Consider the following 24,492-nt stretch of genomic DNA (forward strand, 5'->3'; position numbering starts at 1 on the left):
AAGCGGGGCATGACCCTGCCTCATCCGCTGCCCCGCCTGTCCGCCGTCGCCGACGACTACGACATCCTGCTCTGCGACGTCTGGGGCGTGATCCACAACGGCCGCGAAAGCTGGCCTGCGGCCTGCGAGGCTCTGACGAAGTTCAATGAGAAGGGCGGCCATGTCGTCCTGATCTCCAACTCGCCGCGCCCTTCGCCGGACGTGGTGGCCCAGCTGGACGCCCTGGGCGTGCCCCGCAGCGCCTGGAAGGCCTTCGTCACCTCGGGCGACGCCACCCGCGCCGAACTGGCGCGCCGCGCGCCCGGCCCGGCCTGGATCATCGGGCCGGATCGGGACTTCGTTCTCTATGAAGGGCTGGAGCTGACCAGCGCCCATGACGCGAACGACGCCGCCTTCATTTCCGTCACCGGCCCCTATGACGACACGATCGAGACGCCTGAGGATTATCGCGAACGCCTGACGCCCGCCGTCGCGCGCGAGCTGGAGCTGATCTGCGCCAACCCCGACCGCGTGGTGCAGCGCGGCGATTCCATCATCTACTGCGGCGGCGCCATCGCCGACCTTTATGAGTCCATGGGCGGGCGCGTGGTCATGGCGGGCAAGCCGTTCGGTCCGATCTACGCCCTGGCGCTGCGGGAAGCGGAGGGCTTGATGGGGCGCCCCGTGAACCGTTCGCGCGTCCTGTGCATCGGCGACGGCGTGGTCACGGATGTTCTGGGCGCCGCCGAGCAGGCGCTGGACTGCCTGTTCATCGCCCAGGGCATTCACGGCGACGCCGCCAAGGGGGCGGACGGGACGCTCGATCCCGCCCGTGCAGCCGAACTGCTCCGTGCCGAGACGACCTTCGCCCGCTACGCCGCGCTGGAACTGGCGTGGTGAGTCTCGCCATTTCGTCGCACCTGCCTTAAAGGGCCGCTCATGGTTGATCTGGTCCAAGCGCACCCGTCGGGCGGTTACATCCTCGACGAACTCCACGTCGGCATGGCCGCCGAAAAGACGGTTCACGTCACCGAAGAGCGGATTCGTCTGTTCGCCGAGGCGTCCGACGACTTCAATCCGGTGCACCTGGATGAAGCCTTCGCGGCCAAGACGGCCTATCGCGGACGTATCGCTCACGGCCTGCTGTCGGCGGCTTTCGGCTCGGCGGTGGTCGGGACCATCCTGCCGGGCGCGGGCTCGATCTACATTTCCCAGACGCTGGCCTTCCACTTCCCGGTGCGGATCGGCGACATGGTGCGGATCGTCATCACCGTCATCGCCCTGGATCATGACAGCGCGCGGGGCGAACTGCGCTGCGAAGGCTTCGTCGAGGACAAGCTGATCATGGACGGCGTGGCCGTCGTGCGCGTGCCGCGCCGCCGCAAGCCTTCGGCCCGCTGAAGGCCGCCTGAAGTGGTCGAGGTCATTCGCGACTGGCGCGGCCTGACGGACGCGCAGAAGGGGGCGGCCGTCGCCGTCGGCGCCTTCGACGGCGTGCATCGCGGCCACCAGGCGGTCATCGCCTCGGCGCGCGAGACGGCGGATCGTCTGGGCGCGCCCCTGGCCGTGGTCAGCTTCGACCCCCATCCGCGCCGCCTGTTCCAGCCCGAGGCCGGGCCCTTCCGCCTGATGACGCCGGACCAGATGGCCCGCGCCCTGGCGCCGCTGGGCGTCGACCGCCTGTATCTGCTGCCGTTCGACCGCGAGATGGCCGGCATGACGGACGAGGAATTCGCCCGCCGTGTCCTGTCCGAAGGTCTGGGGATCAAGCATGCCGCCGTCGGCTTCGACTTCACCTTCGGTAAGGGCCGTTCCGGCTCGCCCGCCCTGCTGCAAGCCTATGGCGAGACGCTGGGCTTCAGCGTCTCTGTCACCGACCGCATCGACGACGCCTCGGGGCTGAAGCTGTCGTCCAGCGCCGTGCGCGAGGCGTTGAAGGCGGGCGACATGGACCGCGCCGCCGCCATCCTGGGCCGCCCCTTCGCCATTCAGGGCGAGGTGATCCACGGCGACAAGCGCGGCCGCACCATCGGCGTGCCCACCGCCAACATCGCCATGGGCGACTATATGCGCCCGGCCTATGGGGTCTATGCGACCCGCACCCGCCTTCCGGACGGGCGGGTGATCAAGGGCGTCGCCAACCTGGGCGTCCGCCCGATGTTCGAGGTCGAAGAGCCGCTGCTGGAAGTCTGGCTGCTGGACTTCGACGAAAGTCTCTACGGCCAGGTGCTGGAAACCGAACTGGTCGCCTTCCTGCGCGGCGAGCTGAAGTTCGACGGCCTGGACGCCCTCAAGGTCCAGATCGACGCCGACGCCGCCGCCGCCCGCGCGCTTCTGGACTGAGGCCTGTGCGCCCCTGCGGCGTGACGCATTTGTAAGTCGGAACGGCGTTCGATCTGAGTTACCCTCTGCGTTCAAAAGCGGAAGGGGCTCGCCATGGGGCAGGGGTTTTCGCGTGTGGTTCTGGCGGCCGTTCTGGCCGTCGCGGCCGGATCGGTTGCGGCCCAGGAGCCGAAGGTCGTCGCCTATAAGACGGCGGGCGATCAGGCCCTGACCGCCCATGTGTTCGCGCCGAGCGATGCGCCTGCGGGACCGCTCCCGGCGATCCTGATGTTCCACGGCGGCGGCTGGGTGGCGGGCGAACCGGCCTGGACCTATCCGGCCGCGCGGCGGATGCAGGCGCAGGGGCTGGTCGCCATCCCCATCCAGTATCGTCTGTCCGGCGAGGCGGCGACGCCGGCCGACGCCCTGTCGGACGCCTGCGACGCCTTCGCCTGGGTGCGCGCCCAGGCGGCGGATCTGGGCGTCGATCCTCAGCGGGTGGCCGGCTACGGCGTCAGCGCGGGCGGGCACCTGGTCGCGGCCGCTGGGCTGGGCGGCTGTGCTGAAGGGATCAAGGGGCCGGATCTGCTGCTGCTGTGGTCGCCGGCGCTGGATCTGGCGCGGGACGGCTGGGTGCGGCGGCTGCTGGACTGGGTCGACCTAGCGACGATCTCGCCGCTGACCCTGGCGGCGCGAGGCGGCCCGCCCGCCATCATCGTCCAGGGCGCGGCCGACACCCTGACCCCCGCGCGCGGCGCACAAGCCTTCTGCGACGTCCTGATTCAGGCGGGCGGCGCCTGCGCGTTGCACCTCTACCCTGGCCTGGGGCATCTGCTGACGCGCAATCTCGACAATCAGGAAAGCGACTTCGACCCTGACCCCGCCGCCCGCGCCGACGGCGAAGCCCGGCTGGACGCCTTCCTGGCTGCGCACGGGTATGGGCCTCGGCCTTAGCGGGCGGCTTGCGCCCCGCGCCCCGCGCCCCGCGCGCCCAGATGAAGAACGACGTTCATGGGAGGGGCGAGTGCAGAACGGTAATCCGACGGCCTGGCGGGCGATTGCGGGCGTTTGCGCCCTGTGGGCCGTGGCGGCGGCGTTCAGCGGGACAGGCGTATCGGCGCCGCTGCTGATCGGCGCCCTGGCCCTGATGTTCGGCGTCAACGGCGAGGCCCGGCGCTGGGTGGAGGGCAAGCTGTCGTGGGCTTTTTCCGGCTCGTCTCTACGGCTCGTGCTGGTGATGATCGGCGTGATGATGCTGTGGCAGACCGTCGGCCTGGAACTGGCTCTGTTCGCGGCCGGGGACGTGTTGGCTTACCTCGAAGTCCTGACAGCGGTCAGCCTGATGACCGCCCAGGCGCGGCTGGCGCCGGTCAAGGCGGCGATGGCGCGACGCACGACGGCGCTCCTTCAGCCCTTGCGACGGTTGAAACTCAGAAGTCGGGCGCGCCGTATCCGGCCGAAGACGCCGCCGCCTTCCAGCGACGCCGACGGACCGGCGGGCGTCTGGGCCTTCGCCTGAGAGGTTTTAGCTCTCCGCCTTCTCGGCGATGGCCATCAGGTCGTCATGCAGAGACCTGCCCTTGTCGTCGACGATGTCGGCGATGCGCCACATCGGGCCTTCCTTCATCAGCTTCAGCGTCTGGCGGCGCTCGCGGCCGTGGTTGGTGAAGACGACTTCGGCGGCGGCGGCCTGGGGGCCGTCGGGCGTCATCGTCACCGTCTTCAGGGCGAAGGCGTCGGCGTCCTGGCAGGCGCAGATGGGATCATAGTTCAGATAGGGGACTTCGTTCTTGGCGGCGGCCTCGCGCGCGTCGACGCCGATCAGGGCGTTCATGGTGCGCGAATAGAGCGGGTCGCGGCCGGGGGTGATGCTCGCCTCGGCTGGGTTGGGCGCATCACGGGCTTCCGTGGCGCGGGCGTAGAGGGCGCGCACGAAGGCCTCGGCGTCTTTTTCGCCCGCCGCATAGACGGCGGCGCGGCCGGTCAGGGCCGACGCGGCGGCCTCGGCCGGGGCTGAGGCTTCCTTTTCCGCCGAGCAGGCGGCCGCCGTCAGGGCCAGCATCGCCGCCGTCGCCAAGGCCTGAAGTCGCATCCGCTCCGTCTCCTGTCTGTTCGCCTGGACTATGGCGCAGGGGGCGTGCGGTCTGCTAGAGCTTTCCCATCATGACCGTTTGCGTGATCCGCCCGATTTCGATTAGCCGCCCGGCGTAGCGCTGCAGGGCTTGGCCCCGCGCACGTCGGGATTTCTCGAAACATTCCGCCGAGACGACGCCGCCTTGAGACATCGGGGCATGGGCCGTCCGGCGCCTTCACGCTAGAATGACGCCTGACGCCGCTTTCACAGCGGCCGCGCGCGCAAAGACGAAAAGACATTCCATGGCCGACGCCGACACCCAGACCCCTTCCGGCCGCGACTATCGCGACACCGTCTTCCTGCCCGAGACGCCGTTCCCGATGCGTGGCGGCCTGCCCAAGAAGGAGCCGGAAATCCTGGCGCAGTGGGGCGACCTGTATGGCCGCCTGCGCGCCATCCGTCAGGAGCAGAAGGCGCCGCTCTATGTGCTGCACGACGGCCCGCCCTACGCCAACGGCGACATCCATATCGGCCACGCCCTGAACAAGACGCTGAAGGACTTCGTGGTCCGCTCGCGCTTCCTGCTGGGCTATGACGTCGACTACGTGCCGGGCTGGGACTGTCACGGCCTGCCGATCGAGTGGAAGATCGAGGAGCAGTTCCGCGCCAAGGGCCGCCGCAAGGACGAGGTGTCGAAGGAAGAGTTCCGCACAGCCTGCCGCGAGTACGCCGGCAAATACATCGACCTGCAGCGCGACCAGTTCCTGCGCCTGGGCATCACCGGCGACTTCGCCAACCGCTACGCCACCATGGACTTCACGTCCGAGGCGGCCATCGTCGCCGAGTTCCACAAGTTCAAGAACTCGGGCCAACTGTATCGCGGCTCCAAGCCGGTCATGTGGTCGCCGGTCGAGCGCACGGCCCTAGCCGACGCCGAGGTCGAGTATCACGACCACGTTTCGCCTACGGTCTGGGTCAAGTTCCCGGTGGTCGGCGCGACCGACAGCCACCCGGACGACCTGTTGACCTTCCGCGCGGCGACGCCCTCGATCGTGATCTGGACGACCACGCCGTGGACCATCCCTGCCAACCGGGCGATCAGCTACGGCCCCGACATCAACTACGGCCTTTATGAGGTCACGGCCCTTGAGGAAGGGCTGGACTATGAGCCGTGGGCCAAGCCGGGCGACCGCTTCATTCTCGCCGACAAGCTGGCCGAGGATGTGTTCAAGGCCGCGAAGATCGCCGCCTGGACGCGCGTCTACGACATCGACCCGTCGGGTCTGGAATGCGCCCACCCGCTGGCCGCGCTGGACAGCGGCTATGGCTTCTCGGTGCCGCTGCTGGCGGGCGACCACGTCACCGACGACGCAGGGACCGGCTTCGTCCACACGGCGCCGGGCCACGGCGCGGACGACTTCGCCGTCTGGCTGGCCCATGGCCATCGCGAAGTGCCGGACACGGTCGATCCCGACGGCGCCTACTACGACCACGTCCCCCTTTTCGCGGGCCTCAAGGTGCTGGAGACCGAGGGCAAGAAGACCGGCAAGTTCGGCCCCGCCAACGGCGCGGTGATGGAGAAGCTGATCGAGGCGGGCAATCTGCTGGCGCGCGGCCGGATGGAGCACTCCTATCCGCACAGCTGGCGCTCGAAAGCCCCGATCATCTTCCGCAACACCCCGCAGTGGTTCATCCGCATGGATGAGGAGCTGGAAGACGGCGCGACCCTGCGCGACCGCGCCCTGAACGCCATCGACGCCACCGCCTTCCATCCGGCGGCGGGCAAGAACCGCATCCGTTCGATGGTCGAGGGCCGCCCCGACTGGCTGATCAGCCGTCAGCGCGCCTGGGGCACGCCGCTGGCCATGTTCGTGGACAAGCAGACCGGCCAGCCCCTGCACGACCCCGAGGTCGACGCCCGCATCGTCAAGGCCGTGGCCGAGGGCGGCGCCGACGTCTGGTTCTCGGCGCCCGACGCCGACTTCCTGGGCGCCCACGACCCGGAGCGGTTCGAGAAGGTCACCGACATCCTCGACGTCTGGTTCGACAGCGGCTCGACCCACGCCTTCACCCTGGACCCGCGCACGGCCGAGAGCGGCTATGCTGGCGACCGCCCGTCGCACTGGCCCGCCGACCTCTATCTGGAAGGCTCGGACCAGCATCGCGGCTGGTTCCAGTCGTCGCTGCTGGAAGGCTGCGGCACGCGCGGCCGGGCGCCGTTCAACGCCGTCCTGACCCACGGCTTCACCCTGGACGAGAACGGGGAGAAGATGTCGAAGTCGCGGGGCAACACCACCGATCCCCTGACCATCATCAAGGAGTCGGGCGCCGACATCCTGCGCCTGTGGGTGGCCCTGGTCGACTATTCGGACGACCAGCGCATCGGCAAGCAGATCCTGCAGACCACGGTCGACGCCTATCGCAAGCTGAGGAACACCGTCCGCTATCTGCTGGGCGCGCTGAACGGCTTCGACGAGGCCGAGCGCCTGACCGACTATGACCAGTTCCCGCCGCTGGAGAAGTTCATCCTGCACCGCCTATGGGAGCTGGATGGCCAGGTGCGTCAGGCCTATGCCGAATACCGCTTCCAGGACGTGGTGCGGCCGGTGCTGGAGTTCTGCTCGGGCGATCTGTCGGCGCTGTATTTCGACGTGCGCAAGGACAGCCTCTATTGCGACCGTCCCGACAGCACCAAGCGCCGCGCCGTCCGTACGGTGATGGACGAGGTCTTCAGCCGCCTGACCGCCTGGCTGGCCCCGCTGACGCCCTTCACCATGGACGAGGCCTGGACCACGCGCTTCCCTGAAGCTGGCACTAACTGCGCGCGGGTGATCCCCGACACCCCCGCCGAGTGGGAAAACGCGCCCGAGGCGGCGCGCTGGGCCAAGGTCGAGACGGTGCTGGAAGTCGTCAACGAGGCCCTGGAGGCTGCTCGCCGGGACAAGGTCATCGGCGGCGCTCTGGACGCCTGGCCGGTGGTGACGGCCCCGGCCGAACTGCTGGCGCCGTTCGAGGGGCTGGACGCCGCCGAGGTGTTCCGCACCTCGGGCGCCGAACTGGTCGCCGGCGGCGATGCCGTGACGGTCGAGGTGAAGACGGCGGACTATCCCAAGTGCGCTCGCTCCTGGCGCCGGGTGCCGGACGTCGGCTCCGACACCGACTATCCCGACCTGTCGGCCCGCGACGCTGACGCGGTGCGCTGGCTGGACGCGCGCAAGGCGTAAAAGAGATCAGGCCCCTCCGTTCGCCGGAGGGGCCTTTTTTAGAGCGCAACTTCCAACACCCGCTCATCCCCGCGGAGGCGGGGACCCAGTGCTTTGGCTGCAGACGCTGCGGTGGGATTGGGCGGGATTTCAATCGGATTCGCGTGCGGTTCTCACTGGGTCCCCGCCTCCGCGGGGATGAGCGGAATCCTATGACGCATCATGAAAGATCAGGCCCAACGTCATCCGCTTGCCTGCGTGCACCGCGCTGACGCCGTGGCGCATCTGGACGCGGTAGTCGCCGCGCGTTCCGGCGACGGGGCGTTCGCGCACGGCGAAGATGACCGCCTGTCCCTGTTTCAGCGGCGCGACATGGGCCTGTGACTGCGAGCGAGGCTTCTGCTCGACCAGAACGAACTCGCCGCCTTCGAACTCAGCTGGGTCGCTCAGCAGGATGGCCGCCTGCAGCGGGAAGACCTGATCGCCGTACAGATCCTGATGCAGCCGGTTGTAGTCGCCGGGGCCGTAGCGCAGCATCAGCGAGGTCGGCCGCGTCTGACCCGCCGCGCGGCAGCGGGCGGTTAGGTCTTCCAATCGCGCGGGAAAGCCGGGTCGTCCCATCCGTCTAGCCCAGTCATCCGCGATTGGCGCTAGGCCTTCGTAGAGATGCGCCCGCAGACGAGGCAGGGGATCGGGCAGGGGATCGGCGAAATACTGATACTCGCCCTGACCGAAGCCGTGGCGCTGCATGACGATGCGGCTGCGGAACCGCTCGGGCTGGTCATAGAGGGTCTGCAGGGCCCCGCAGGTCGCGGGCGTCAGCAGGGGGCCGGTCATGGCCCAGCCCTGGGCGTTCAGGTCGGCGGTGATGCGGGGCCAGTCGAGGGAGGCGTCGGTCATGCCGCCATCAGAGCGCGCGGCGGCCCGGCTGTCTGGCGGCTTTCGGCCGTGGGTTTAGAAGCGCACCCTCTGCTCGGCCGATTTCAGCGTCGAGCGGACGAAGTCGGCGGGCGGGTCGGTTTCGGCCAGGACAGCTTCCTTGATGGCGCGCGGCTCGCCGAACAGATGGCCCTGGCCCATGGCGATATCCAGTTCGAGGATGTCGACGACCTGTTTCTCGCTCTCGACCTTTTCGGCGATCAGTTCGAGGCCGTGGCGGCGGATCAGGGGGGCGAAGTCCCCGGCGCGGATGTCCGGCTGGCTCGGCAGGGGCGCGCCCCCGTCGAGATCCAGAAGCTGTTCGATCAGCAGGTCGGCCGCCACCTTGATGAAGCGCACGTCCGAGCGTTGCAGGTCGGCGAAGTCCAGGTCCAGCGTCTGCACCTTGTCGATGGAGAAGCGGAAGCCCAGGTCGGCCAGCTTGGCCATGTTGCGCGCCTCGATGGCGCCGCGCGCGTCGAACGTCGCCTGACCCAGTTCGAAGATCAGAGCGTCCTTCAGGTCGCGGTTCTGGCTGAGGAAATCGAGGAACTGGGGGAAGAAGGTCTCGTCGCCCAGCGACGCCAGGGAGATGTTGCAGAAGACCCCGACCTTGCGGTCCTGTCCGGCCAGACGGCGCACGATCTGGGCGCAGCGGAACAGCAGCAGATTGTCGATGGCGGGCAGCAGGCCCTCGCCCTCGGCCACCGACAGGTATTCGGCCGGCATCATCACCCGGTTCGACGGGTCGCGCAGGCGGGTGAAGCTCTCGTAGAAGACCGTCCGCCGCTGGGGCAGGGTCACGACCGGCTGCAGATACAGGTCGACGCGGTTCTCGCTGAGGGCGTCATGGACGGTCTTCAGCAGGGTGTTCGACTGGACCTGACGACGGCCCTCGAAGGTGTCGGCGGTCAAGGTGGAGGCGGCGAGTCGCTCCTCGATGGATTCGCTCATCTGCTGGACCAGACCTTCCAGCATCCGCACCTCGCCGGTCAGGGCGTCGGTGCGCGACAGGGCGCCGGTCTCGATGGCCTGGGCCAGTTCGGTCAGGGCGCCTTGCGTCGACTCCATCGCGTCGGCCAGCAGGCGGTGAGCCTCGCGCACCTTGGCGATTTCCAGACGAAGGGCGCGGCGGTCGGCCATGCCGGTAACGATGGCGTGGGCGCCGGCCATGATCCCCAGCGCGCCCAGCACGCCGGCTGCGCCTGCGCCGCCGCCCAGACCGGCGCGCCAGATCGTCGCCCCGATGGTCAGGGCGAGGAACAGGTAGCCGAAGAACAGGAAGCCGCCGGTGATCTTTCGCATGGGGCCGGTCAGAACCGCCTTTCCCTATAGAATCGATCAAGTATCACGTTAACGAAGGCTAACGGCTAGGGTCCGCACGGATAAACGGGCGGTAAAAGGAGGTTAACGCATGGAATTGTTCGATCTGAGCGGCAAGGTCGCCATCATCACCGGCTCTTCCAAGGGAATCGGCAAGGCTATCGCCGAGCGTCTGGCCGAACATGGCGCCCGCGTCGTCATTTCTTCGCGCAAGGCCGGGCCGTGCGAAGAGGTCGCCGTGGCTATCAATGAGAAGCACGGCGAGGGCCGCGCCATCGCCATTCCCGCCAACATCGCCTCCAAGGAAGACCTGCAGCGGCTGGTGGATGATACGCGCACGGCCTTCGGCCAGATCGACATCCTGGTGTGCAACGCTGCGAGCAACCCCTACGCCGGGCCGATGGCGGGCATCGCAGACGAGCAGTTCGAAAAGATCCTTCAGAACAACGTCATCTCCAACCACTGGTTGATCGGCATGGTCGCGCCGGAGATGCTGGAGCGGAAGGACGGGGCGATCCTGTTGATCTCCTCCATCGGCGGGCTTCGCGGGAACGCCCTGATCGGCGCCTACAACATCTCCAAGGCGGCGGACATGCAGCTGGCGCGCAATCTGGCGGTCGAATTCGGGCCGTCGAACGTGCGCGTGAACTGCATCGCGCCGGGCCTGGTCCAGACCGATTTCGCCAAATACCTGTGGGAGAACCCGGAGCTGCTGAAGACCGTCACCGAACCGGCGCCGCTGAAAAGGATCGGCCAACCGGATGAAATTGCGGGCACGGCGGTTTATCTGTGCAGCCCTGCGTCGGCCTATGTGACCGGCCAGACCCTCGTGGTGGACGGTGGACTGACGATTGCCTGGTGAGAACAACAAGACGCGCTCAAGCAGCCCGAAGGGCGATAGCGCCGCCAAAATAGGCCAGGATATCGTCTGGCGGCTGGAGGCGGCGGCGTTCCAGGGGCTGTTCGGCTTCCTGCGCCTGCTGGGCGTCGAGCGGGCCTCGGGCTTCGGCGGCAAGCTGCTGCGGACGCTGGGGCCGCTGACCGGCACGCATAGGACGGTAAGGCGCAATCTGCGCATCGCCTTCCCTGACATGGACGCCGCCGAACGCGACCGTCTGGCGGTGGAGCAGTGGGAGCAGACCGGCCGCACCTTCGCCGAACTGGCCGTCATGGACCGGCTGACGCCGGAAAGCGGGCGGATTGACATCGTCGGACTGGAACGGCTGCACGCCGTGCGTGACAGCGGAAAGCCGGTGGTGCTGATCTCGGGCCATCTGGCCAATTTCGAGGTCATGGCGGCGGTCATCATGGCGGCGGGCGTGCCGTGTCAGGTGACCTATCGCGCGGCCAACAACCCTTACGTCGACGCCCTGATCCGCCAGAGCCGCGAGCGTTACGGCATCAAGCTGTTCGCGCCCAAGGGCGACGGCACGCGCGAGCTGATGGCGGGGATGAAGCGCGGCGAGTCCATCGCCCTGTTGGTGGATCAGAAATACAGCCAGGGGCCGGAGGTTGAGTTCTTCGGCCAGCCGGTCAACGCTTCGCCCGGCGCGGCGCGCATGGCGTTGAAGTTCGGCACGGTGATGCAGCCCCTGTCGGTGGTGCGCCTGCCCGGCGTGCGCTTCCGCGTCACCGCGCACGAGCCGATCGCCGTGCCTGACACGGGCGACAAGGCCGCCGATGTGCTGACGGGCGTGCAAGCGGCCAACCGTTTCGTTGAGGACCGTGTGCGCGAGCATCCGGTCGACTGGTTCTGGGTCCACAAGCGTTGGCCGCCTCAGGTCTATGAGGCGCTGCGGGCGTCGGACGCCTAATCCAGCACGCCGTCGTCGGAGCGGCGGAAGGGACCGGCGTAGTCCTTTGTTCCTGTACGGCGGCGATCCGGCCCGAAATAGCCGGGCGAGCGCACGAAGGGGCGTGGGCGCAGGATCACCGCCTCGATCCGCGTCAGCAGGGTCTGGGCCTTCACCGGCTTGGCGACGAATTCGGTGACGCCGGCGTCGCGGGCCTCGGTCACGCGGCTCTTCTCGGAATGGCCCGTCATCATGATGACGGGCAGATAGGGGTTGGCGCTGCCGCTCTCGTTGCGGACCGCGCGGGTGAAGGCGGCGCCGTCCATCGGCTTCATGCGGAAGTCGACGATGGCGATGTCGATCGCCTCGCGGCGCAACAGCTCCAGCGCGACGACGCCGTCCTCGGCTTCACTCAGACGGCCGACGCCGACGGACTTCAGCATGGCGGCGACGATGGCGCGCATGTTGGGGTTGTCGTCGACCAGCAGGACGTGGATCGAACTCAGGGCTGACATCTCAGGGCACCGACGAACAGGGAAGCCGGATGCGATCCGGCGACAACATCAGAAAAGGGCTCAGCGCCCGGCGGCGGCCAGATACTCGTGCGGTCCGGCGTAGGCTTCCTGCTTCTCGACCGACCAATAGCGCAGGGCGGTCAGGGGAATGGTCGCGCCGCTGACGGCGCACCGCACATAGGCCCCGGCGGACAGGACGGCGAACTCGCCGTCGCCGTAGTGAAGGCAGGCCTCGCTGGAGGCGGAAGAGGGGGGCTGGGTGCTCATGCCGCCATCATAACGCGAAGCTTGTGCGGGACGAGAGGCGAATCGCCGTCATCTGACCGCTTGTCGTTCACAATCTCGGATGTTCCATGTCTCGATCGCCCGCTGACATCCTGGCTGCCGCCGTTTCCGCCGCTGTCCTGGTCGCCGCGCCGGGCGCGCTGGCGCAGGATGGTGCGGCAGCGCGCCCGACCATTCGCGAGTTGGGGCGAGCGCCGGGCATCCTGTCTCCGGGACCGCTGAACGCCATCACCGACGTGGCTGGGGTGAAGGTGGGGCAGGTGACGCTGCGCTCGGGCGTCAGCGTCCGCACCGGCGTCACCGCCGTCGTGCCGCACGGGGGCTCGCTGTTCCGCGACAAGGTTCCAGCCGGCCTGTCGGTCGCCAACGGTTTCGGCAAGCTGGCGGGCGCGACCCAGATCATGGAGCTGGGCGAGATCGAGACGCCCATCGTCCTGACCAACACCCTGTCTGTGGCGCGGGGGATCGACGGCGTTCTGGACTGGACGCTGAAACAGCCGGGGCATGAGGACGTCCGCTCGGTCAACGCCGTGGTGGGCGAGACGAACGACGGCGGGCTGAACGACATCCGCGCGCGCGTCGTCACCGCCGCCGACGTGGTGCAAGCCATCGAGACGGCGACGCCGGGGCCGGTCGAGCAAGGCGCGGTCGGCGCCGGGACGGGCACCATTGCTTTCGGGTTCAAGGGCGGGATCGGCAGCAGTTCGCGCAAGCTGCCCGACAGTCTGGGCGGCTTCACCGTGGGGGTGCTGGTGCAGTCGAACTATGGCGGCGTGTTGAGCATCGACGGGGCGCCGGTCGGGGTCCGGCTAGGCCGCTACTACCTGCGCGAAGAGGTGGAGAATGAGCGCGCCGACGGCTCCATCATGATCGTGGTGGCGACCGATGCGCCCCTGTCGGACCGAAATCTGGAGCGGCTGGCGAACCGCGCCTTCGCCGGTCTGGCGCGGACCGGGGCGGCGTTCTCGAACGGGTCGGGGGACTATGCGATCGCCTTTTCAACGGCGGAAGGCGTGCGGCGGACGCCTGAGCGCCGGGCGGGGCAGGCGAGCGTGGCGGACTGGCCGAACGACCGGATGTCGCCCCTGTTCGTCGCGGTCGCCGAGGCGACGGAGGAGGCCATCCTCAACTCCCTGCTGAAGGCGCAGACGACGACGTCGGTGATCGACGGCAAGTCGGTCACGATCGAAGCGCTGGACATCGAGGCGGTGAAGGCGGTGCTGGGCGAGATGGCCAGCCGTTAAAGCGCCGCCCCTCTAAACCCGCTCATCCCGGCGGAGGCCGGGACCCAGTAAGAGCGACGCGCTCGGTTCTCTGAAATTTGCCGCCAAGTGTTCAGGCGCTGAGGTTGAAGCCAAAGCACTGGGTCCCGGCCTCCGCCGGGATGAGCGGAATTTTCAGGGATCAGAACAGGTCGCCCTGGCTTGCGGGCGGCGCCTTCGGGCGCGGCGCGGGCTTGGGCGCCGGGGCAGCACGCGGCGTTGAACCTTCGCCGTCGATGGTCGCGCCCTTGGCGCCGTCGCCAAAGACGATCTGCACGGCCTGCCCCGGCGACAGGGCGGCGGCGGAGGCGATCATGGCGCCGTCGGCGTCCTCGATGCGGGCGAAGCCGGGCTTGGGCGTCTTGGGGTTCAGCGTCGTCAGGGCGCGGGACAGGGCGGCGAGGCGGTCCTCGGCGCGCTCCAGCCGACGCGGCATGACGCCGTCCAGACGCACGCTCAGCGCCTCCAGCCGCGCCTGCCGCTGGTCGAGGCGGCGATGCAAGGGCGCGGGGCTGAGGCGACCCGCCGTCTGCAACAGTCGGCGCTCGTTGCGGGCGACGCCGGCCTGAAGGGCGGAAGTCAGACGGTCGGCGGCGCCGCGCAGGCGGTCCTGACCGCGCTCGACGCGGGCGCGCAGCAGGCCGGGCGTCAGGCGACCGGCGGCGACCGCCAGCTGGCGCTCATGCACGGCGACATTGCGATGAAGGCCCGAGCCGAGGCGGCTGGCGGCGTGATCCAGCCGTTGCTGCGGCAGGGCCAGCAGGTCTTCGGGGCGGGCGGGCAGGCCGCGCGCGGCGGCGCGCAGACGGGTGCGGCGGTCCTCCAGCATCCGTGACCCGGCGCGCGACAGGCGGCCCTCCAGATCGCTGAGCGCCCAGCGCAGATCGGCCAGCACCGGCGTGGCGATCTCGGCCGCGCCAGTGGGCGTCGGCGCCCGGCGGTCGGACACGAAGTCGATCAGGGTGGTGTCCGTCTCGTGCCCCACGGCCGAGATGATGGGGATGCGGGCGGCCGCGACCGTGCGCGCCAGGGCTTCGTCGTTGAAGCACCACAGATCCTCGACCGAGCCGCCGCCGCGCGCGACGATCAGCAGGTCGGGGCGGGGGATCGGGCCGTCCGGCGTCATCTGGTCGAAGCCGCGGATGGCGTTGGCGACCTGACCGCTGGCGGCGTCGCCCTGAACCACCACCGGCCAGACGATGACGCGGCTGGGCCAGCGCTCGGCGATGCGGTGCAGGATGTCGCGGATCACCGCGCCGGTCGGACTGGTGATGACGCCGATGGTCGCGGGGAAGGTCGGCAGGGCCTTCTTTTTCGCCGGGTCGAACAGGCCCTCGTCGCGCAGTTTGACCTTCAGCCGCTCCAACTGGGCCAGCAGGGCGCCCGCGCCCGCCGCCTCCATGCTCTCGATCACGATCTGATAGGAGGAGCGCGCGGGGTAAGAGGTGATCTTGCCGGTGACGATGACCTCCAGTCCCGTCTCCGGCTGGACGCCCAGGCCGCGCACCACGCCCTTCCAGATCACGCCGTCGATGGCCGACTTGTCGTCCTTCAGCGTCAGATAGACGTGGCCCGAGGCGTGGCGGTTCACCTTGGAGATCTCGCCGCGCAGCCGCACATGGCCGAAGCGTTCCTCCAGGGTGCGTTTGAGCGCGAAGCTCAGCTCCGAGATCGACAGCGGCGGGTTGTTGTCGCGGGCGGGCAGCGGAGCCGCGCCCTCGAAGGCGTAGTCGTCGTCGGAGGTCATGACGGCACCCTAGCCGTCGCCGCCGCGCGCGCAAAGACATGGGCGGCAAGCGTGGCGGAACGGCCGCGTCCCCGCGCGCGTTCGCCGATCATGGTGCAGTCTCCAGACCCGTTTCCGGAAGAGCCGACGGCCGACGACCTGCCGCCTGACCAGGCGCGCGAGCGCGAACTGGCGCGCCGCAGCAACAATCCGACGCTCAGCCCGTGGCTGGTTCTGGGGCTGATTCTTCTGGCCGGCGCCGGCGTCTATGTGGTCTCGGCCCTGATCTAGAGACAGGAGGGTTTGATGATGAGGACCTTGTTCGCGGCCGCCTCGGCTGCGGCCCTGCTGGCGGCCTGTTCGCAGCCGCCGGCCAAGCCGGACAGAACGCCCGAGGCCTCGCCCGACGCCGCCTCGGCGCCGACCGTTCATGGCGAGCCCGCCGCCCCGGCGGGGGCCATGGCCCTGGGCTTGACCGTGACGCAACTGGAGGACGCCGACCTCATCACGCCTGCGGGCGTCGATCTGGGCGACGTTCAGCGGGTCGATATGGACGCCTCGGGCGCCATCACCGGCCTGATCATCGAGCCGGCAGGCGAGCGCGGCCCGCGCTGGGTCCGTATTTCGCTGGATGGCCTGACAACGCGGAAGGAGGGCGATGACTACGACCTGGTGTCGAACATGACGCTGGCGCAGTTGAAAGCCTTGCCCGCCTGGGTTCCCTGATTTCCGCCGTCGAGGGGCCGCTAACCCTTTCCGGCGCTTGACCGGGACGGCGCGTGCGGCCATTCCGCCCCCATGAACATTCTGCTCGTCGGATCGGGAGGGCGCGAACACGCCCTGGCCTGGAAGATCGCCCAGTCGCCGCTGGTGACGCGGCTCGTCGTCGCGCCCGGCAATCCGGGCATGGCCAAGCTGGGCGAGATGCGCCCCGACCTCAAGGCGACTGACGCCGAAGGCCTGGCGGCCCTGGCGCGCGAGATGAAGGCGGATCTGGTCGTGGTCGGCCCGGAATCAGCGCTGGCCGAGGGTCTGGCCGACCGGCTGAACGCGGCGGGCGTCCCCTGCTTCGGCCCGACGCAGGCGGCGGCGCAACTGGAGACCTCTAAGGCCTTCTCCAAGGCCTTCCTGCAGCGTCACGGCATCCCGACGGCGGGCTATGGCGTCTATGAGGACGTCGCCTCGGCCAAGGCGGCGCTGGATCGGTATTCGACCCCCTATGTCATCAAGGCCGACGGTCTGGCGGCGGGCAAGGGCGTGGCCATCAGTCCCGATCGCGCCGACGCGGAGGCCGAGATCGAGCGAATGCTGGGCGGGCGGTTCGGATCGGCCGGATCGCGCGTGGTGATCGAGGAATTCATGGACGGGGAGGAGGGCTCACTCTTCGCCCTGTCGGACGGAACGCGGGCCGTGCTGTTCGGCGGCGCCCAGGACCACAAGCGCGCCTTCGACGGCGATCTGGGGCCGAACACCGGCGGCATGGGCGCCTATTCGCCCGCGCCCGTCTTCACGGCGGCCTTCACCCAGGCGGCCAACGACCGCGTGGTCGTTCCGACCATTCAGAAGATGGCCGAGGAAGGCGCCCCCTATCGCGGCGTCCTCTACGTCGGACTGATGGCGACGGCCGAAGGCCCCAAGGTGGTCGAGTTCAACGCCCGCTTCGGCGATCCGGAGTGTCAGGTGCTGATGATGCGGCTGGACGGCGACGTCGTGCCGCTGCTGCTGGCCTGCGCGCGCGGCGACCTGACCCAGGCGCCGGCGCCGGCGTTCAAGCCGGGGGTGGTGATCTGCGTGGTGCTGGCGGCCAAGGGCTATCCCGACAGCCCGCTGGAAGGCTCGGTCATCCGCGGCGCAGATCAGGACTTCGGCCCGCACGTCCAAGTTTTCCATGCCGGGACCAAGCTGCGCGATGACGGCGTCCTGGCGGCGGCGGGCGGTCGTGTGCTGAACGTCTGCGCCTATGGCGACGACGTGGCCCAGGCGCGCGAGCGCGCCTATGAGGCCATCGCCAGGATCGACTGGCCGGGCGGTTTCCACCGCACCGACATCGGCTGGCGGGCGCTGGAGCCGCGCTGAGGCGGCTCCGCCGTGCTTTAGGTCATGGCGAACAGCAGCCGGCCTTCGCCCATGCGCTCGCGCAGGGGGACGAGGTCGGCGTGAGACACCGAGAAGCAGCCGTAGGACCGGCCCAGCTTGCCCTGGCGCGCCAGGAAGGCCGGGTCGGCGTAGTCGGCGCCGTGGATGATGATGGCCCGTTCGCGCGCCAGGTTGTTGGAATACTCCAACCCGTCCAGCAGGACGTTCGGCCCCTGCTGGCTGCCCCAGCTGGCGCCCGCCGTGGCGTAGGCGCCGATGGACGACATATGGCTGTCCGGGCGGTTCGAGAACTGCTGGGCGTAGCCTGAGTGCGCCGGGTCCGAGCCGCGTCCGTGGCTGGTGCGGTAGGCCGTGACCCAGCCGCCTTCCAGATCGACCTCGTAGAAGCGGTCCTCGCCCGAGAATTTCTGGAAATCGACCAGATACATGCGGTCGCGTCGGCTGATCTTGTGGCCGTGCACGTCCAGGGCGGCGCGGGCGCGTTCGAGCAGATCCTTGCGGACGACGCCGTGGGGATCGATCGCCGTCCCGGCCTGTGCGACCTGGACGTGAGCCGCCGCCGCCCGCTCAGGCAGGGTCGGAAGGTTTGGAGCGACGGCTCCGGCGAGCTGAAGGCTGGTGGTGGAAGCGGCGGAGGAACACCCCGCCAACAGGGCCGAACCGCCCAGGATCAAGCCACGTCTGGAAAGCCGCATGCGACGCCCCTCGCACGTTAAACAACTGTATCGGCTTGTTTCATGAACCGTCCGTGCAAGGCAACCTTGGCCTTGGCGCAAAGATTGGAACGGTTATGTTGCCCGCCTCAGTAACGGGAGGGATAAATGAAAAAGCTTGCCCTGATTGTGACCGCGGCCGTTCTGGCCGCGACCGGCGCCGAAGCGCGTCAAACCCCGGCGCCGGCGTCGGTTTCCGCTGAACAGCCGACGAAGTTCGTTCAAGTGGGGCGGCTTTTGGCCGATCCGGCCAGCGGCCGGGTGCTGCGTGATAAAACTCTCGTGATCAGAGGGAACCAGATCGTCGAGATCCGCGACGGCTTCGTCGGCGAGGGGAACGTCGTCGATCTGCGCTCGGCCTTCGTCCTGCCGGGGCTGATCGACAGCCACGTCCACCTGACCTTCGAATCGAACCCGAATTCGCGCCTCGACGGACTGACGCAGTCCAACGCGGCCCAGGCCATGGTCGGCGCGCGGTATGCGCGGCGCACGCTCAATGCGGGCTTCACTACGGTGGCCGACCTGGGGGCGACGAACGAATCCATCTTCGCCCTGCGCGACGCCATCCGCACGGGCGACGTGCCCGGACCGCGCATCATCGCCGCCGGTTCGGCCGTTTCGGTTCACGGGGGCCACGGCGACGTCAACGGCTATCGCGACGACATCCTGCATCTGATGTCGCCCGAGAGCATCTGCTCGGGTCCGGAAGACTGCCGTCGCGCGGTGCGGATGCAGGTGCGCGCGGGCGCCGACATCATCAAGATCACGGCCACGGGCGGCGTCCTGTCCAATACGGCCGCAGGCCTGGCGCAACAGTTCACCGAGGACGAACTGGCTTCCATCGTCGAGGTCGCCCATCGCATGGGCCGCCAGGTCACCGCCCACGCCCACGGCGGCGACGGCATCAACGCCTTCCTGAAGGCGGGCGGCGACTCCATCGAGCACGGCACCTATCTGGACGATGAATCCATGCGTCAGTTCAAGGCGAACGGCGCCTGGCTGGTGCCGACCCTGATGGCGGGCGACTTCGTGGCCCGCGTCGCCTCCAGCCCGGACAACTTCTTCACCCCGGCCCAGACGGCCAAGGCGCTGGAAGCCGGTCCAAAGATGCTGGACATGGCCGCGCGCGCCCATCGCGGCGGGGTCAAGATCGCCTTCGGCACCGACTCGGGCGTCTCGGCCCACGGCGACAACGCGCGGGAGTTCGCCCTGCTGGTCCGCGCCGGTCTGACGCCGCTTGAGGCGATCCAGTCGGCGACCGTCGGCGCCGCCGAGCACCTGCGCATCCAGAACGAAGCCGGTCGTCTGGCGCCGGGCATGCCCGCCGACCTGATCGCGGTCGGCGGCGATCCGCTGACGGACGTCACCGAACTGGAGCGCGTGCGCTTCGTGATGAAGGGCGGCCAGGTCTTCCGGGCCGACTGATCCAACCGCCTAAGAAGAGGCCGCCGCTCAGTCCTTATCGCGGGCGGCGGCCTTGGCGGCGCGCTCGGCCTGGCCGCGCCAGCCGTAGCCTTCGCCATGCTTGCCGACGCTGACGAAGGTGGCTTCTTCCGCCTTGTGGAAATACTGCTCGGCCACCATCCATCCCTTGAAAGGCCGCAGCACCCACAGGCACATGGCCGCCAGGATCGGGAAGGTCACGACGAAATGGACCCAGATCGGCGGGTGCACGGTGAACTCGAAGATCATGAAGGCGACCATGCCGACGACGCCGACTGCGCACATGACGAAGAAGGCCGGGCCGTCCGCCGGATCGGCGAAGCTGTAGTCCAGACCGCACTCCGGGCAGGACTCGCGCAGGGCGAGATAGCCCTTGAACACCGGGCCTTCGCCGCAGCGGGGGCAGCGGGCGCGTAGGCCGGTTTTGAGCGGGCTCAACGGGGGATAGGCAGGGTCGGACACGGGACTGTTCCTGAAAAGAACGATGGCTGATGGTTTCGGCCTTCGGGCGCCCGGACGCAAGCGGGTGTTTTGTCCTATCCATGTGGGAAGGTTGATGGGCAGGGCTTTGTTTTCCGCGATTTAAGCCCTGTTAACCGCGATTAAAGCCCTTCGCGCGAGCATGCGCGCAATATGTCCGGGGCCACCGCCAAGAAGCGCGTTCTGAAGACGACCGTGGCGGCCGCCGCGGCGGGCGTCGCCGTCTTCGCGCCCCTGGCTCCGGCGCCGTCGCTTGCCCAGGCGGGCGCGCCGGTCGAAATCCGCATCGGCGCCAACGCCGGTTTCACCAAGATCGAGTTCGCCGGGATCGTGGGATCGCGTGCGCGGGTGCGCCAGGACGGCCGCACCGTCGTGGTCCGCATCGGCACGACCGCCGCTCCGGACGTCAGCCGCCTGCGCGTCGATCCGCCCAAGGGGCTGGAGAAGATCGAGACCCGCGCCGCCCAGGGGGCGACCGAACTGGTCCTGACCCTGGCCGAGGGGGCGGGCGCGACCAGCGGGATCGCCGACGGCGCCGTCTGGCTGAACCTGTATGCGCCGGGCGCGCGCGCCGACGGTTCGCGCCCCTCGCCGGTGCCGATCGGCGGGGCGGTGCCGGTGGCGGCTGAGGTCAAGGGCCAGCAGACGGTGATGCGTTTCGCCTGGAACGGGCCGGTCGGCGCCGCCGTCTTCCGGCGCGGCGAGGCGGTCTGGGCCGTCTTCGACCACGCCGCCCGCATGGAGATGAAGGGCGAGGCGTTGAGCGGCGCCCGCTGGGCCGCCGGTCCCGATTTCACCGCCGTGCGCATTCCGGTCGAGCCGGGCCAGGCTGTGGCCGCCCGCGCCGAGGGATCGACCTGGGTCGTGACCATCGGCGGAACCGCGCCCTCGCCCAGCGGCGTGGACATCGAGCGCGACGATGCGGTCAAGGCGTCGCTGACCGCGCGCATGGCTGGGGCGACCCGCACCGTCTGGCTGACCGACCCGATGATCGGCGACCGCTTCGCCGCCGTCACCGCCCTGGCTCCCGGCAAGGGGCTGAAGACCGGTCGGCGCACGGTGGACGCGGGCTTCCTGCCCACCGCCCATGGCCTGGCGATCGAGACGCCGACCGATGACCTGAGCGTCACCGCCGACGGCGACCTGGTGACGGTGACGCGCCCGCGCGGTCTGACCCTGTCTTCACCTACAGCCGGATTGGAGACGGCGGTCGAGGGTGGGGACGCGCCGCGCGCCGCGTCGCGCCCGGCCCTGATCCTGGCCGACTGGTCCGCCGATGCGGACGAGGGCGGCTTCACCGCCCGCCACCGCGCCCTTCAGGACGCCGCCGAACGCGAGAGCGGCCGCGCGACTGAAGACCCGCGCGCCCCGATCGAGGCGCGGCTGGCCTACGCCCGCTTCCTGATCGGTCATGGTCTGGGGTTCGAGGCGGTCGGGGTGCTGAATGCCCTGATCAAGCAGACGCCCGCCATGCAGGGCGTGGCCGAGGTGCGTGGCCTGCGGGGCGCTGCCCGCGCCTCCATCGGCCGCTTCGCCGAGGCCGAGGCTGACTTCTCGTCCGGCGCCCTGGCGGGCGATCCCTCGACCAAGGTGTGGCAGGGATATATCGCGGCTCAGCAAGGCGACTGGGCCAACGCGCGGCGGTTGTTTGCAGCAGGCGCAGGCGTGGTCGACGGCTTCGCTCCCGAATGGCGCGCCCGCTTCGGCGCCGCCCACGCCATGGCGGCGGTCGAGACCGGCGACGCCGACGCCGCGCGCGAACTGCTGGCCTATGTCTTCAGCCAGCCGAACGTTTCGGCTCCCGATCAACTGACGGCCCGCCTGGTGCAGGCGCGGCTGTTCGAACTGGATCAGAACCCCGACCGCGCCCTGGCGATCTACAAGGCCGTGGCGCGCGCCCCGCTGGACGGCATCGCCACGCCTGCGCGCCTGGGCGTCATCAAGCTGGAGATGGCCAAGGGGACGCTGAAAGCCGACGCGGCCGCCGCCCAGCTGGAGGCGCTGAAATGGCGCTGGCGCGGGGATGCGACCGAGCTGGCGGTGATCCGCACTCTGGGCGAGCTTTATCTGTCGCAGGGCCGCTATCGCGAGGCCCTGACCACGCTGAAGACGGCCGGGTCGAAGATCGTCACCCTGCCGGGCGGCGACCGGCTTCAGGCTGATCTCGACAACGCCTTCCGCGCCCTGTTCCTGGAAGGCGCGGCCGACGGCCTGCAGCCGGTGCAGGCGCTGGCCCTGTTCTTCGACTTCCGCGAGTTGACGCCCGTCGGCGCCGACGGAGACGAGATGGTGCGGCGCCTGGCCCGGCGCCTGATCGATGTGGACCTGCTGGATCAGGCGGCGGAGCTGCTGAAATATCAGGCCGAGAACCGGCTGGACGGGGTGGCCAAGGCCCAGGTGTCGACCAATCTGGCCGCCGTCTATCTGATGAACCGCCAGCCGGAAGAGGCGCTGAAGGCCCTGTGGTCATCGCGCACGACCCTGCTGCCCACGGCCATGAATCAGGAGCGCCGCGCGCTGGAGGCTCGCGCCCTGATGGAGCTGGGCCGCTATGACCATGCGCTGGAGGTGCTGGGCAAGGACGCTTCGCCCGCCGCGCGCGACGTGCGCGCCGATATCCTGTGGAAGCAGCAGCAATGGGGGGCGGCCGCCGCCCTCTATGAACAGCGTCTGGGCGATCGCTGGAAGGAGACGGCCGTCCCGCTCAGCGAGGTCGAGGAAACGCGCCTGATTCGTGCGGGCGCCGGCTACTCCCTGGCGCGGGACGCAGGGGCGCTGAACCGCCTGTCTAAGAACTACGCCCGCTTCGCCGAAGGGGCGCGTTCGCCCGGCGCCATCCGGGTGGCGCTGGCGGGACTGGACGGGGCCGACGGCTCCGGCCGCCCGCAGGACTTCGCCGCCCTCAGCGCCGGGGCAGACGCCTATGCCGGCTGGATCACCCAGACCAAGGCCGAGTTCCGCGCGAAGAGCGGCGCGGGCCAATAAAAAAACCCCCCTCCCGGCGGGAGAGGGGTTTTTTGCGTCTATCCCCGCAAGGAGGATCGAACGCGCCTGTAAGGCTTAGCCGTTGACGGCGTCCTTCAGAGGCTTCGACACGCGGAAGCGCACGGCCTTCGAGGCCGGGATCTTGATCGTCGCGCCCGTGGCCGGGTTGCGGCCTTCGCGCTCGGCGCGCTCAGCCGTGTCGAACACGCCCAGGTTCGAGATGCGAACGTCGTCGCCGCTCTTCAGGGCCTTGTGGATGTTCTCGACAATGGCGGTCAGCACCTTGCCGGCGTCAGCTTGCGACACGCCCGCGTCTTTGGCGACGGCGGCGATCAGTTCAGCTTGAGTGGTCATGAGGGTATTTTCCCGATGGTGGTCGCCCGGAAAGAAGCGCCGGGCGAGGACCGGGGGATCAACGACGGTTTTGGGGAGCTTGGCAAGCCCGCATCAGCGCGCAGGCCTTGCAGGCTGGGGATTTATCCGGTTCCGGAGGCTCTCTGGAAGCTCTCGACCAGGCTGCCGGCGACCAGTCTCCACCCGTCCACCAGGACGAAGAAGATCAGCTTGAACGGCAGGCTGACCACCACCGGCGGCAGCATCATCATACCCATGGACATGAGCACGCTGGCGACCACCAGATCGATCACAAGGAACGGAACAAAAAGAAGAAATCCGATGGTGAAGGCGGTCTTCAACTCACTGATCATGAAGGCCGGCGTGACCACGCGCAGGGGCAGGTCCTGCATGTCCGCCGGGGCCTCCACACGCGACAGGCGAGTGAACAACGCCAGGTCGTCCGGCTTCACCTGGGCCAGCATGAAGGTTTTCACCGGTTCGGACGCCGCATCGAACGCCTGAGGCAGCTCCATCTGCTGATCCATCAGAGGGCGGACACCCGAATCATAGGCGTCCTGCCACGTCGGACCCATGACGATGGCGCTCAGGAACAGGGCCAGGGACACCAGGACGGCGTTCGGCGGGGACTGCTGCATCCCCAGCGCCGTCCGCAGCAGGGACAGCACCACGACGATTCGCACGAAGCTGGTGGTCATGATGACGATGGACGGCGCCAGCGACAGCACGGTCATCAGCCCGACCAGCTGCACGACGCGCTGCGTCAGGCCCGCGCCGCTGCCCAGGTCGATGTTGATGGCCGATCCGCTCTGCGCCGCCTCCTGCGCCAGGGCGCCCAGCGGCCAGACCAGACACAGGGCGGTGGTGATCAGCGACAGCAGGGCCGCGCGCTTCAACTCCGCGCGCGTGGGCATGCCGAACACGCTCTGCCTCTCCCTCCCCGTCCCGGGGAGGGTGGCTGAGCCCGCAGGGCGAGGCCGGGTGGGGGCGGCCGGGCGATCCTGAGCGCGGGCTTGGGTG

Annotated in this window: 24 protein-coding genes; 14 read left to right on the top strand and 10 right to left on the bottom strand. The window is 69.0% G+C overall.

Annotation, left to right across the window (positions count from 1 at the left end; genetic code table 11):
* Positions 1-9 precede the first annotated feature (9 nt).
* The 5 genes from AC3IPP_RS03205 to AC3IPP_RS03225 all read left to right on the top strand — a co-directional run bounded on the left by AC3IPP_RS03205 (position 10) and on the right by AC3IPP_RS03225 (position 3,820).
* Entirely contained in the window at positions 10-879 is an 870-nt protein-coding gene (locus AC3IPP_RS03205; RefSeq protein ID WP_489150336.1) for a TIGR01459 family HAD-type hydrolase, read from the top strand.
* Positions 880-918: 39 nt separating this feature from the next.
* The gene (locus AC3IPP_RS03210; RefSeq protein WP_489150337.1) at positions 919-1,380 is read left to right on the top strand and encodes a MaoC family dehydratase; all 462 of its coding nucleotides are present in this window, start codon (positions 919-921) and stop codon (positions 1,378-1,380) included.
* 12 nt (positions 1,381-1,392) lie between these two features.
* Complete coding sequence (locus AC3IPP_RS03215; RefSeq protein ID WP_489150338.1) at positions 1,393-2,322, top strand: bifunctional riboflavin kinase/FAD synthetase; 930 nt, start codon at positions 1,393-1,395, stop codon at positions 2,320-2,322.
* A 93-nt stretch (positions 2,323-2,415) separates the two neighbouring features.
* Positions 2,416-3,255, top strand: coding sequence for an alpha/beta hydrolase (locus AC3IPP_RS03220; protein WP_489150339.1), 840 nt, complete (start codon positions 2,416-2,418; stop codon positions 3,253-3,255).
* A 70-nt stretch (positions 3,256-3,325) separates the two neighbouring features.
* Positions 3,326-3,820: a hypothetical protein gene (locus tag AC3IPP_RS03225; protein WP_489150340.1), complete on the top strand. Its 495-nt coding sequence runs from the start codon at positions 3,326-3,328 to the stop codon at positions 3,818-3,820.
* Positions 3,821-3,826: 6 nt separating this feature from the next.
* Here the strand turns inward: AC3IPP_RS03225 and AC3IPP_RS03230 are convergent, their stop codons facing one another.
* On the bottom strand, positions 3,827-4,393 hold the full coding sequence (locus AC3IPP_RS03230; protein WP_489150341.1) for a DUF3828 domain-containing protein: 567 nt from the start codon (positions 4,391-4,393) through the stop codon (positions 3,827-3,829).
* Positions 4,394-4,677: 284 nt separating this feature from the next.
* Here AC3IPP_RS03230 and ileS point away from each other — a divergent pair, with 284 nt between their 5' ends.
* Positions 4,678-7,599 carry an isoleucine--tRNA ligase gene (ileS, locus tag AC3IPP_RS03235; protein ID WP_489150342.1) on the top strand — a complete coding sequence of 974 codons (2,922 nt, stop codon included), beginning with the start codon at positions 4,678-4,680 and terminating at the stop codon, positions 7,597-7,599.
* Positions 7,600-7,788: 189 nt separating this feature from the next.
* On the opposite strand, the gene AC3IPP_RS03240 is transcribed toward ileS, so the two are convergent.
* Both AC3IPP_RS03240 and tipF read right to left on the bottom strand, forming a co-directional pair.
* Positions 7,789-8,478: a 2OG-Fe(II) oxygenase gene (locus AC3IPP_RS03240; RefSeq protein WP_489150343.1), complete on the bottom strand. Its 690-nt coding sequence runs from the start codon at positions 8,476-8,478 to the stop codon at positions 7,789-7,791.
* Positions 8,479-8,532: 54 nt separating this feature from the next.
* Positions 8,533-9,801, bottom strand: a complete 1,269-nt coding sequence (gene tipF / locus AC3IPP_RS03245; protein ID WP_489150344.1) for a flagella assembly cyclic-di-GMP phosphodiesterase TipF — start codon at positions 9,799-9,801, stop codon at positions 8,533-8,535.
* A gap of 109 nt (positions 9,802-9,910) precedes the next feature.
* On the opposite strand from tipF, the gene AC3IPP_RS03250 reads away from it, so the two are divergent.
* The gene (locus AC3IPP_RS03250) at positions 9,911-10,681 is read left to right on the top strand and encodes an SDR family NAD(P)-dependent oxidoreductase (RefSeq protein ID WP_087141762.1); all 771 of its coding nucleotides are present in this window, start codon (positions 9,911-9,913) and stop codon (positions 10,679-10,681) included.
* 49 nt (positions 10,682-10,730) lie between these two features.
* Positions 10,731-11,633 (top strand): lysophospholipid acyltransferase family protein, encoded by a 903-nt coding sequence (locus AC3IPP_RS03255; protein WP_489151033.1) that lies wholly within the window; start codon positions 10,731-10,733, stop codon positions 11,631-11,633.
* On the opposite strand, the gene AC3IPP_RS03260 is transcribed toward AC3IPP_RS03255, so the two are convergent.
* Together AC3IPP_RS03260 and AC3IPP_RS03265 are read right to left on the bottom strand one after the other, a co-directional pair.
* Entirely contained in the window at positions 11,630-12,127 is a 498-nt protein-coding gene (locus tag AC3IPP_RS03260; protein ID WP_489150345.1) for a response regulator, read from the bottom strand. The genes AC3IPP_RS03255 and AC3IPP_RS03260 overlap by 4 nt on opposite strands.
* A 60-nt stretch (positions 12,128-12,187) precedes the next feature.
* Complete coding sequence (locus tag AC3IPP_RS03265; protein ID WP_087141764.1) at positions 12,188-12,394, bottom strand: DUF2093 domain-containing protein; 207 nt, start codon at positions 12,392-12,394, stop codon at positions 12,188-12,190.
* Positions 12,395-12,480: 86 nt separating this feature from the next.
* Here AC3IPP_RS03265 and AC3IPP_RS03270 point away from each other — a divergent pair, with 86 nt between their 5' ends.
* The gene (locus AC3IPP_RS03270; protein ID WP_489150346.1) at positions 12,481-13,656 is read left to right on the top strand and encodes a DmpA family aminopeptidase; all 1,176 of its coding nucleotides are present in this window, start codon (positions 12,481-12,483) and stop codon (positions 13,654-13,656) included.
* 160 nt (positions 13,657-13,816) lie between these two features.
* On the opposite strand, the gene xseA is transcribed toward AC3IPP_RS03270, so the two are convergent.
* Complete coding sequence (xseA, locus tag AC3IPP_RS03275; protein ID WP_489150347.1) at positions 13,817-15,421, bottom strand: exodeoxyribonuclease VII large subunit; 1,605 nt, start codon at positions 15,419-15,421, stop codon at positions 13,817-13,819.
* Positions 15,422-15,472: 51 nt separating this feature from the next.
* On the opposite strand from xseA, the gene AC3IPP_RS03280 reads away from it, so the two are divergent.
* The 3 genes from AC3IPP_RS03280 to purD all read left to right on the top strand — a co-directional run bounded on the left by AC3IPP_RS03280 (position 15,473) and on the right by purD (position 17,476).
* Positions 15,473-15,691 carry a hypothetical protein gene (locus AC3IPP_RS03280; RefSeq protein WP_412876046.1) on the top strand — a complete coding sequence of 73 codons (219 nt, stop codon included), beginning with the start codon at positions 15,473-15,475 and terminating at the stop codon, positions 15,689-15,691.
* An 18-nt stretch (positions 15,692-15,709) separates the two neighbouring features.
* Positions 15,710-16,126: a PRC-barrel domain-containing protein gene (locus AC3IPP_RS03285; RefSeq protein WP_489150348.1), complete on the top strand. Its 417-nt coding sequence runs from the start codon at positions 15,710-15,712 to the stop codon at positions 16,124-16,126.
* A 72-nt stretch (positions 16,127-16,198) separates the two neighbouring features.
* The gene (purD, locus tag AC3IPP_RS03290) at positions 16,199-17,476 is read left to right on the top strand and encodes a phosphoribosylamine--glycine ligase (RefSeq protein WP_489150349.1); all 1,278 of its coding nucleotides are present in this window, start codon (positions 16,199-16,201) and stop codon (positions 17,474-17,476) included.
* A 17-nt stretch (positions 17,477-17,493) separates the two neighbouring features.
* Here purD and AC3IPP_RS03295 read toward each other — a convergent pair whose 3' ends face one another.
* Positions 17,494-18,192, bottom strand: a complete 699-nt coding sequence (locus AC3IPP_RS03295) for a murein L,D-transpeptidase catalytic domain-containing protein (RefSeq protein WP_087141535.1) — start codon at positions 18,190-18,192, stop codon at positions 17,494-17,496.
* A 126-nt stretch (positions 18,193-18,318) separates the two neighbouring features.
* Here AC3IPP_RS03295 and AC3IPP_RS03300 point away from each other — a divergent pair, with 126 nt between their 5' ends.
* Complete coding sequence (locus AC3IPP_RS03300; RefSeq protein ID WP_489150350.1) at positions 18,319-19,635, top strand: metal-dependent hydrolase family protein; 1,317 nt, start codon at positions 18,319-18,321, stop codon at positions 19,633-19,635.
* 27 nt (positions 19,636-19,662) lie between these two features.
* Here the strand turns inward: AC3IPP_RS03300 and AC3IPP_RS03305 are convergent, their stop codons facing one another.
* The gene (locus tag AC3IPP_RS03305; protein WP_087141533.1) at positions 19,663-20,034 is read right to left on the bottom strand and encodes a DUF983 domain-containing protein; all 372 of its coding nucleotides are present in this window, start codon (positions 20,032-20,034) and stop codon (positions 19,663-19,665) included.
* Positions 20,035-20,286: 252 nt separating this feature from the next.
* Between AC3IPP_RS03305 and AC3IPP_RS03310 the strand changes: the two genes are divergently transcribed.
* The gene (locus tag AC3IPP_RS03310) at positions 20,287-23,118 is read left to right on the top strand and encodes a tetratricopeptide repeat protein (protein ID WP_489150351.1); all 2,832 of its coding nucleotides are present in this window, start codon (positions 20,287-20,289) and stop codon (positions 23,116-23,118) included.
* A gap of 75 nt (positions 23,119-23,193) precedes the next feature.
* On the opposite strand, the gene AC3IPP_RS03315 is transcribed toward AC3IPP_RS03310, so the two are convergent.
* Positions 23,194-23,472 carry an HU family DNA-binding protein gene (locus AC3IPP_RS03315; protein WP_003170475.1) on the bottom strand — a complete coding sequence of 93 codons (279 nt, stop codon included), beginning with the start codon at positions 23,470-23,472 and terminating at the stop codon, positions 23,194-23,196.
* Between the two features lie 122 nt (positions 23,473-23,594).
* Complete coding sequence (gene fliP / locus AC3IPP_RS03320; protein ID WP_087141549.1) at positions 23,595-24,386, bottom strand: flagellar type III secretion system pore protein FliP; 792 nt, start codon at positions 24,384-24,386, stop codon at positions 23,595-23,597.
* Positions 24,387-24,492: the final 106 nt, after the last annotated feature.

This window comes from Brevundimonas sp. KH_060 (assembly GCF_057838275.1).